The sequence below is a fragment of the uncultured Tenacibaculum sp. genome (assembly GCF_947495995.1).
GTDB lineage: Bacteria > Bacteroidota > Bacteroidia > Flavobacteriales > Flavobacteriaceae > Polaribacter.
On sequence record NZ_CANMAX010000035.1, the window covers coordinates 1 to 443 of the forward strand.

The following is a 443-nucleotide window of genomic DNA, read 5'->3' on the forward strand; positions in this document are numbered from 1 at the left end:
GTAGTCGCCCCAGAAATACAACCATCTGCATTTGTTTCTGTTAATTCATAAGTTCCTGGTGCTAATGTTGTAAAACTTGTTCCAGTTTGTGCAGCTACTACAGGAGTTATTCCTGTTAAAGTATATGTTGAAGTTGCTACTGGACTGGTGACACTAATACTTCCGGTTGCTACTGTACACGTTGGATCAGTATGTGTTGCTACTGGCGCAGCAGGTGTTGTTAATACAGGATCAATAACAATCGTAGTTGCCGTAGATACACATCCATCCGAATTTGTTTCTGTTAACTCATAAGTTCCTGGTGCTAATGTTGTAAAACTTGTTCCAGTTTGTGCAGCTACTACAGGTGTTATTCCTGCTAAGGTATATGTTGAAGTTGCTACTGGACTAGTGACATTAATACTTCCAGTTGCTACTGTACACGTTGGATCAGTATGTGTTGC

General features: G+C 40.4%; 1 protein-coding gene. It reads right to left on the reverse strand.

The genetic code is table 11. The features are described from left to right. The coding region (locus Q1A15_RS20940) for a hypothetical protein (protein WP_299628397.1) at positions 1-443 on the reverse strand (443 nt) is incomplete at both ends.